Annotated in this window: 1 protein-coding gene; it reads right to left on the minus strand. The window is 33.9% G+C overall.

The genetic code is table 11. The features are described 5' to 3' along the window. Positions 1-203: 203 nt before the first annotated feature. Positions 204-513: transposase (locus CWS31_RS17400; protein WP_246143608.1), on the minus strand; the 310-nt coding region annotated here is incomplete at its 5' end.

The following is a 513-nucleotide window of genomic DNA, read 5'->3' on the forward strand; positions in this document are numbered from 1 at the left end:
CTAACGAGCTTGTAGAATAACTCATTTTTATGTTATTTATTAATAAAAATACTCTAACTGGATTATTTTCTTTTAACAATCAAAAACGTTTACGTTTTTGGCGATTTAATTTTTTACATCGTTAATTCATTGAAATAGCTAATTGGTGCTTAATAATTCAGTGTAATAGCGGTTTATATGATGTGTAGTTGGGCTTTTAACCCTTAATGCAGGTTGTTTATTAACTTTTCAATATTATGAACAAGGCAATACAGTTGCCATTGAGTGTTTACTTTTTCTTGACCGCGTAAGGTCAATTTATTCATACCTTTATTGACAGTAATATTGCCGAAGACTGGCTCGATAGCACCTAATCGTTTACTGTATTGTCGTCGCCCTATTGGGCTGTCTATTTTGACTTTCATTTTGTCAATGTAGCTTAGCCTTTTACCCGAATCACACTGTTTAAACTGAACTTGCCGTCCTGTTTTTATTGGCGGTTTTCTCATGCATTGCTGTTGCAGTGGGCAACTT

It is taken from the genome of Colwellia echini (genome assembly GCF_002843355.2).
GTDB lineage: Bacteria > Pseudomonadota > Gammaproteobacteria > Enterobacterales > Alteromonadaceae > Colwellia > Colwellia echini.